The organism is Nostoc sp. 'Peltigera membranacea cyanobiont' 232, from assembly GCF_002245985.1.
Taxonomy (GTDB): domain Bacteria; phylum Cyanobacteriota; class Cyanobacteriia; order Cyanobacteriales; family Nostocaceae; genus Nostoc.
In genome coordinates, this window is the sequence record NZ_NOLK01000095.1 from 22,181 (window position 1) to 30,321 (window position 8,141).

General features: G+C 42.8%; 7 protein-coding genes. All 7 read left to right on the plus strand.

The genetic code is table 11. The features are described 5' to 3' along the window. The first annotated feature begins 437 nt into the window (after positions 1 to 437). The 7 genes from trmD to argH all read left to right on the plus strand — a co-directional run bounded on the left by trmD (position 438) and on the right by argH (position 8,040). Positions 438 to 1,175 carry a tRNA (guanosine(37)-N1)-methyltransferase TrmD gene (gene trmD / locus CDG79_RS26090; protein ID WP_094344720.1) on the plus strand — a complete coding sequence of 246 codons (738 nt, stop codon included), beginning with the start codon at positions 438 to 440 and terminating at the stop codon, positions 1,173 to 1,175. A gap of 73 nt (positions 1,176 to 1,248) precedes the next feature. Next, positions 1,249 to 1,731 carry a 2-C-methyl-D-erythritol 2,4-cyclodiphosphate synthase gene (ispF, locus tag CDG79_RS26095; RefSeq protein WP_094344721.1) on the plus strand — a complete coding sequence of 161 codons (483 nt, stop codon included), beginning with the start codon at positions 1,249 to 1,251 and terminating at the stop codon, positions 1,729 to 1,731. A 5-nt stretch (positions 1,732 to 1,736) separates the two neighbouring features. Continuing rightward, positions 1,737 to 3,536, plus strand: a complete 1,800-nt coding sequence (locus tag CDG79_RS26100; protein WP_094344722.1) for an ABC transporter substrate-binding protein — start codon at positions 1,737 to 1,739, stop codon at positions 3,534 to 3,536. Positions 3,537 to 3,636: 100 nt separating this feature from the next. Beyond that, the gene (locus CDG79_RS26105) at positions 3,637 to 5,430 is read left to right on the plus strand and encodes an ABC transporter substrate-binding protein (RefSeq protein WP_094344723.1); all 1,794 of its coding nucleotides are present in this window, start codon (positions 3,637 to 3,639) and stop codon (positions 5,428 to 5,430) included. Positions 5,431 to 5,495: 65 nt separating this feature from the next. Next, complete coding sequence (larB, locus tag CDG79_RS26110; protein ID WP_094344724.1) at positions 5,496 to 6,284, plus strand: nickel pincer cofactor biosynthesis protein LarB; 789 nt, start codon at positions 5,496 to 5,498, stop codon at positions 6,282 to 6,284. Positions 6,285 to 6,390: 106 nt separating this feature from the next. Next, on the plus strand, positions 6,391 to 6,597 hold the full coding sequence (locus tag CDG79_RS26115) for a hypothetical protein (protein WP_189525138.1): 207 nt from the start codon (positions 6,391 to 6,393) through the stop codon (positions 6,595 to 6,597). Positions 6,598 to 6,672: 75 nt separating this feature from the next. Then, on the plus strand, positions 6,673 to 8,040 hold the full coding sequence (gene argH, locus CDG79_RS26120; RefSeq protein ID WP_094344725.1) for an argininosuccinate lyase: 1,368 nt from the start codon (positions 6,673 to 6,675) through the stop codon (positions 8,038 to 8,040). The last annotated feature ends 101 nt before the right edge of the window (positions 8,041 to 8,141 follow it).

The following is an 8,141-nucleotide window of genomic DNA, read 5'->3' on the forward strand; positions in this document are numbered from 1 at the left end:
TGAAACTGGGCAGCCACTCTCCGAATTCTCGCTTAACGCTCGCGTTGCCTCAGTCTAAACGTGTTTGTTCCCATTCTTCAAAGCCAGGGCCTTGTTTTTCACCTGTCCACTTGCAGCAGGGCAAAATAGTCTTTAGGGGGCTATATTCCCCCTCTGAGGCTGGGGACGAGCAGGCAAGACTACGCTTTTTTCTGAGGCTGGCTCGATGCATCCTGGAAGTTGTTAACTCGATCTGATTATTAATTTAAATGTACTTGTGACAACATTTAAACATAAATTAAGTAATTAGAAAAACTTTTGATCCCATCTAAAATCCAAGAGTCCTGGTAGTTTTAGATACTATTGATAAAGTTTAACTGGAGTTTGACTCGACCTTGGCTTGGCGGTGTTTGCTAGACATCCAAATTTAAGATTAGTGTCCTCGAATACGAATAACTGTGCGCTTTGATATAGTTACACTTTTTCCTGACTGTTTTAACTCTGTTCTCAATTCGGGGTTACTGGGTAAAGCCTTAGCCAAACAGATTGCCGAAGTGCATCTGGTTAATCCACGGGACTTTACCACTGATAAGCACCGCAAGGTGGATGATGAACCCTACGGCGGCGGTGTGGGGATGCTAATGAAACCAGAACCGATTTTTACGGCTGTAGAGTCGCTGCCAACTCTTCCCCGAAGAGAAGTAATTTTGATGAGTCCACAGGGTGAAACAATTAATCAACCTCTTTTGAAAGAATTGGTGACAAATTATGACCAGTTAGTAGTTATTTGCGGGCATTACGAAGGAGTAGATGAGAGGGTGCTGCATTTGGTAACTCGGGAAGTATCTTTGGGCGATTTTATTCTGACTGGCGGGGAAATTCCAGCAATGGCTTTGATTAATGGTGTAGTGCGACTAATACCAGGAACCGTGGCCAAAACCGCATCCCTGACAGCAGAAAGTTTTGAGGAGGGGTTATTGGATTATCCCCAATATACCCGTCCTGCCAATTTTCGCGGTTTGAAAGTGCCTGATGTCTTGCTCAGTGGAAATCATGCCGCGATCGCCAAGTGGCGTTACGAGCAACAAATTCAAAAAACCCGCGATCGCCGGCCCGATCTTTTGGAGAAATGGGAGCAGGGGGAGCAGGGGAAGCAGGGGAAGCAGGGGAAGCAGGGGGAGAATAATAATTTCTAACTCCTGACAAATGACAAATGACAAATGACAAATGACAAATGACAAATGACAAATGACAAATGACAAATGACAAATGACAAAAATTCGTATTGGTAACGGCTACGATATTCACCAACTGGTGAGCGATCGCGCTTTGATTTTAGGTGGAATTCAAATTCCCCATGAACTGGGTTTATTAGGACACAGTGACGCTGATGTGTTAACGCACGCGATTATGGATGCCATGCTTGGGGCATTATCTTTGGGGGATATTGGTCATTATTTTCCGCCTAGCGATCCCCAATGGGCAGGAGCAGATAGTTTAGTACTATTAACTCAAGTAAATCAACTGATTCGGGATCGAGGTTGGCAGATCGGAAATATTGACTCGGTGGTAGTAGCAGAACGTCCAAAATTAAAACCGCATATTCACAATATGCGCGACAAACTAGCGGCGGTTTTAGAATTAGAACCGAATCAAATTGGCATCAAAGCTACAACCAACGAAAAATTAGGCCCCGTTGGCCGTGAAGAAGGGATATGTGCTTATGCTGTTGTCTTGCTTTTGAAAGAATAAAAACTATGAAATATTCTACAATTTTTCACATAATTAAGCGTTTTTTCTTACCAATAATTCTGGTTTCGGCAACAGCAATTACAGTTACCGCCTGCAATCCATCTAACTTTAAAACCGCAGCTGCACAAATTCCCCAGTTAGTGCTTTCTACTACCACTGACCCTAAAACCTTTAACTACGCCCTCATCCAAGAATCTCCCAACATTTCTGGTTTCACTTATGAGGCATTAGCCACTCAAAACGGAATAACTAAGGAAATTGAGCCAGCTTTGGCTGAATCTTGGGAACTTTCCCCAGACAAACTGCGGTTTGTCTTTACCTTGCGAGAAGGATTGAAGTGGTCGGATGGTAAGCCATTAACAGCCGATGATGTCGTTTTTTCTTTCAATGACATCTATATGAACAAACGCATTCCCACTTATATCCAAGATGCTCTCCGCATTGGTATCAGTAAGGCTTTTCTCAAAGTCCGCAAAATCGACGATCGCCGGGTAGAATTTATTCTGCCAGAACCGTTTTCTCCTTTCTTGCGATCGATTGCAGCAGGGGTAGGAATACTACCAGAACACGCCCTGCGTGCAGCAGTGGAAGCCAAAAACTCTGACGGTAAGCCCGTGTTTATGTCCACTTGGGGAACTGACACAGACCCGAAAAAAATTATTGTTAATGGTCCTTACGCAATCGAGAGTTATTCAACTAATCAACGCGTAACATTTCGGCGCAACCCTTACTACTGGCGCAAAAAAGATGCACAAGGAAAACAACTACCATATATTGAGCGGGTAATTTGGCAAATTGTGGAATCGCCTGATACGGCTTTGCTGCAATTTCGTTCTGGAGGGTTAGATTTACTAGAAATCGGCCCTGGAAGTTTTCAATTGCTCAAGCGTCAAGAAAAGCGGGGTAACTTTACTATTAAAAATGCCGGGACTGACTCTGGAACAAGTTTTATAACTTTCAATCTCAACAAAGGTAGTCGCAACGGCAAGCCTGTTGTAGATCCCATTAAGTCCCGCTTTTTTAACAATGTTGCTTTTAGACAGGCTGTCGCCTACGCTATTGATCGCCAAACGATGATTAACAACACTTTGCGGGGATTGGGTAAACCGCAAGACTCTCCAATTTCTGTCCCCAGTCCCTATTATTTGTCTCCAAAAGAAGGTTTAAAAACCTATGACTACAACCCAGAAAAAGCTAAACAACTTTTACTAGGAGCAGGATTCAAATACGATGATAAAGGTCAACTGTTGGACGCGGATGGTAATCGAGTCCGCTTCACAATGATGGGTGTTGCTGGTAATAGACCAACAATCACACCAAAAATCCAACAGGATCTCGGCAAGATAGGCATTAAAGTTGATTTACAATTTCTTGACTTCAGTATTATTGGAGAAAAAATCTCTAACACCCTAGATTGGGAATGTTGGTATGGAGCTATCACTGGTGGTATTGAGCCACAAGATGGTTTCAATGTCTGGTCTGTAGATGGTAACTTTCATGTATTTAATCAGAAAGCTCAAGCCGGACAATCCCCAACGGTAGGTTGGAAAGCTACTGATTGGGAGCAGAAAATTGAAGACCTCTACATCCAAGGGGCAAGAGAGTTCGATGAAACAAAACGTAAAGCTATCTATGCAGAAACACAACAACTCTCACAAGAGTATCTGCCTTTTATTCACCTATTCAATTCCCTAGCTTTAGTAGCCGTTCGTAATACGATTGAGAACATAAAATACTCGGTGATAGGAAGTTACAATTGGAATATTTATGAACTCAAAGTAGTAGAAGATAAAAAAGCTAGTTAGTTTTCATGTGTTATCAAGACGAAACTTCATCATATCAGGTTCGGTTAAACACTTATAATACATGTAGGTTGGGTTGAGGAGCTATTTGTGTATTAAAAGTATGAAATTTTTTAGAAAAATATTTCTTGCAATTAAACGTTTTTGGTTGCCAATAATTTTGACTTTAACAACAGCACTTACACTTACTGCCTGTAACCCCTCTAACTTCAAAATTGCAGCCGCTCAAGTTCCGCAACTTGTTACCGCAGTTTTGAGCGAGCCTTCAACTTTTAACTATGCTCTAAATGAGTCAGCATATAGCGTTTTTGGCTTCATCTATGACTCATTAATTAATGAGAATCCTATAACCACAAAATTAGAGCCTGGTTTAGCAGAATCTTGGGAAGTTTCTGATGATGGTCAACGGATTGTAATCACCCTCCGAGAAGGAATTAAGTGGTCAGATGGAAAGCCAATGACTACTGATGATATTGTCTTTACTTATAACGAAATCTACCTGAATCCTAAAATTCCCACTTCTACCAAAGATGCTCTAAAAATTGGTGACAAGGGCACTTTACCGAAGGTGAAAAAAATCGATGCTCGGCGGGTTGAATTTAGTATACTGGAACCTTTTGCTCCTTTTTTAAGATATGTAGCTGGCATCCCAATTATGCCAGCCCACGCTCTACAGGAAGCAGTTCGCACAATTGGATCTGATGGAAATTCTAAGTTTCTTTCAATATGGGGAACAGGCACAGACCCGAAACAAATTGTTGGCAATGGGCCTTATGTTATGGAAAGTTACGTTTCCAGTCAGCGAGTTATATTTCGGCGTAATCCATATTACTGGCGCAAAGATGCTCAGGGTAATCCTCAACCTTATATTGAACGTATTGTTTGGCAAATTATTGAATCTACTGAAAACCAGTTGATTAGTTTTCGCTCTAAACAGTTGGATGATTTAGAAGTTCCTCCTGAAGGTTTTAGTTTGCTGAAGCGAGAGGAAAAACGGGCGAAGTTTAAAATTTATAACGGCGGGCCAGATACAAGTACGAGTTTTATTGCTTTCAATCTTAGTAAAGCTAAGAATTCTCAGGGTAAACCTTTCGTAGACCCAATTAAATCTAGCTGGTTTAATAAAAAGGAATTTAGGCAGGCTATCGCTTATGCACTTGACCGAGAAACGATGAAAACAAATGCTTATCGAGGATTGGGTGAACTACAAAATTCATTTGTTTACGTCAAGAGTCCCTACTTCCTTCCTCCAGAAAAAGGGTTAAAGGTATATAATTACGAACCAGAGAAATCGAAGAAATTACTGTTACAATCTGGGTTCAAATATAATGCCCAAAATCAGCTTGTAGATGCTGATGGCAACCGAGTCAGGTTTACAATTTTAACGAATGCGGAAAGAAAAGTTAGAGGAGATATGGCATCTCAAATCAGACGGGATCTCGGTAATATCGGGATTCAAGTAGATTTGCAAATTCTCAGCTTCAATTCTTATCTAGAAAAACTTAAAGTTACGCAGAATTGGGATTGTTACTTGGGAGGATTTGCGGGAGGCGGTATTGAACCCCACGGCGCTAGCAATATCTGGAGGATTGCCGGTGCATCCCACGCATTTAATTTAGGGCCACAACCGGGAGATCCACCCATGACTGGCTGGGAAGTTTCCGACTGGGAAAAGCAAATTGACAGCCTTTACATTAAAGGCGCACAGGTATTAGATGAAAACAAGCGTAAGGAGATTTATTACGAATATCAGCGCATCGCCTCAGAACAGTTGCCGTTTATTCATTTAGTGGAGAGGTTGAATCTGCAAGCAGTGCGCGATCGCTTCCAAGGAATTCAATATACTGCTCTTGGTGGGCCATTCTGGAATCTTTACGAACTGAAAGTAACTGATTAGGAATTGGGAATGGGGCATTGGTTATTCACAAATGACAAAGGACAAATGACAAAGGACAAAAACCAATGACCGATGAAAAAACTTTGCGATCGCTACTCGTTGCGGTTGCCAATGGTAAAGTTACGCCAGATACGGCATTAGACTCACTCAAAGACTTAACTTATGAGTCTGTAGGTGAATTTGCCAAAATCGACCATCATCGCCAACTAAGAACTGGTTTCCCAGAGGTGATTTGGGGGCCTGGTAAAACTCCCGAACAAATTGCTCAAATTATGGAGGTGATGCGCCTCCGCAACCCGGTGGTGATGGCAACTCGCATTGAACCAGCAGTTTATGCTGTACTGCAATCAAAGGTTAGCGGTTTGCGATATTACGATTCGGCGAGAATTTGTGCGATCGCTCCCCCTACCATCGAACCACAATTTCAGGGTGAAATTGCCATTCTTTCTGCTGGTACTGCCGATTTACCCGTTGCTGAAGAAGCGGCTGTCACTGCTGAACTTTCTGGTTTTCGGGTACAGCGCCTCTGGGATGTTGGTGTTGCGGGGATTCACCGTTTGCTGAGTAATCGCCACCTGATTGAGTCAGCATCGGTGTTAATTGTCGTGGCGGGGATGGAAGGCGCTTTACCCAGCGTTGTCGCTGGTTTAGCAAGTTGTCCGGTGATTGCTGTACCCACCAGCATCGGTTATGGCGCAAGTTTTGGTGGATTAGCACCTTTATTGACAATGCTCAACTCTTGTGCTGCGGGAGTAGGCGTAGTAAATATCGATAATGGTTTTGGCGCAGCAGTACTGGCGGGGCAAATTTTGCGAACTGCCGAGAAATTGCGGTTGGCATCGGCTGGATCTTGAGTTAAGACATTAAAGTTATACCCAAGATTTCAGGACATTATCAGTAATTTTTCTGAAAAATAAACCGATCCTGAAATTTGCCACCCCAACCTCTTAATCACCAAATATGAGCCATTACAGCGATTTTATATCTCAGTTATATTGGCACTTGCCTGTAAATTTGACGGCATTAGCACAAACAATTACCGATCCAAACGTTATGGATCAGATGCAAAAAGCTTGGAGCCACTTTATACAGACAGGTCAAGTGTGGGCATTGTTGATTGGTGTAATCATTGGCTATATGATTCGGAATTTAACTAGCTACGGTTAAAGTAATTTTAGATTTTGGATTTTAGATTAATCATTAATCTAAAATCCAAAATTAATGCCCACTCCCTTGATATTTATGACCAAAGAACAAACTTGGAGCCAGAGGTTTGAATCAGCGTTGCATCCAGCGATCGCTCGTTTTAATGCCAGTATAGGTTTTGATATTGAATTAATAGAATACGATCTGACTGGTTCTCAAGCCCATGCCAAAATGCTAGCTCACACGGGCATTATCTCCTCAGAGGAAGGTGAGCAACTGGTTGCAGGTTTAGAACAAATTCGCCAAGAGTACCGCCAGGGTAAATTTCAGCCTGGTGTCGATGCTGAAGATGTGCATTTTGCAGTTGAAAAACGACTGACAGAAATTGTCGGCGATGTGGGTAAAAAACTGCATACGGCGCGATCGCGGAATGACCAAGTTGGTACTGATACTAGACTCTACCTCCGCGATCAAATCCAGCAAATCAAAAGCGAATTGCGAGAATTCCAAGGTGTTCTACTGGATATAGCCGAAAAACACGTTGAAACCTTGATCCCAGGCTATACTCACCTACAACGCGCCCAACCAGTAAGTTTAGCTCATCACCTCTTGGCATACTTTCAAATGGCGCAACGCGACTGGGAACGCTTAGGAGATGTTTCTCGCCGCGTCAATATCTCACCTTTGGGGTGCGGCGCTTTGGCGGGAACTACATTCCCTATCGATCGCCACTACACAGCCAAACTATTGGATTTTGACGATATTTATGCTAACAGCCTCGATGGAGTGAGCGATCGCGATTTTGCGATCGAATTCTTGTGTGCTGCTAGCTTGATTATGGTTCACCTCAGCCGCCTTGCAGAAGAAGTCATTCTTTGGTCATCTGAAGAATTCCGCTTTGTCACCCTTAAAGATAGCTGTGCCACAGGTTCCAGTATCATGCCCCAAAAGAAAAACCCCGATGTACCAGAATTGGTGCGGGGGAAAACGGGGCGTGTATTTGGTCATCTCCAGGCGATGTTAGTAATTATGAAAGGGCTACCCTTGGCATATAACAAAGACCTCCAAGAAGATAAAGAAGGTCTATTTGATAGCGTTAAGACAGTCAAAGCCTCTCTAGAAGCAATGACGATTTTGCTCAGGGAGGGTTTAGAATTTCGTACCCAGCGTTTAGCAGAAGCCGTAACCGAAGATTTTTCCAACGCTACCGACGTAGCAGATTATCTTGCAGCACGGGGCGTTCCTTTCCGGGAAGCCTACAACCTTGTGGGTAAGGTAGTAAAGACTAGTATTGCCGCAGGTAAACTCCTAAAAGATTTGAAATTGTCAGAGTGGCAACAACTACATCCGGCATTTGCAGCAGATATTTATGAGGCGATATCCCCTCGTCAAGTTGTGGCAGCCCGCAACAGTCACGGTGGTACTGGCTTTTTACAGGTTAGTGCCAATATAACTGAGATATAAAATCGCTGTAATGGCTCATATTTGGTGATTAAGAGGTTGGGGTGGCAAATTTCAGGATCGGTTTATTTTTCAGAAAAATTACTGATAATGTCCTGAAATCT

Bases quoted from the DNA above. Each gene is read 5' to 3' on its own strand.
- ispF (WP_094344721.1), top strand. From the start codon at position 1,249: ATGACAAAAATTCGTATTGGTAACGGCTACGATATTCACCAACTGGTG.
- CDG79_RS26100 (WP_094344722.1), top strand. From the start codon at position 1,737: ATGAAATATTCTACAATTTTTCACATAATTAAGCGTTTTTTCTTACCA.
- CDG79_RS26105 (WP_094344723.1), top strand. From the start codon at position 3,637: ATGAAATTTTTTAGAAAAATATTTCTTGCAATTAAACGTTTTTGGTTG.
- larB (WP_094344724.1), top strand. From the start codon at position 5,496: ATGACCGATGAAAAAACTTTGCGATCGCTACTCGTTGCGGTTGCCAAT.
- CDG79_RS26115 (WP_189525138.1), top strand. From the start codon at position 6,391: ATGAGCCATTACAGCGATTTTATATCTCAGTTATATTGGCACTTGCCT.
- argH (WP_094344725.1), top strand. From the start codon at position 6,673: ATGACCAAAGAACAAACTTGGAGCCAGAGGTTTGAATCAGCGTTGCAT.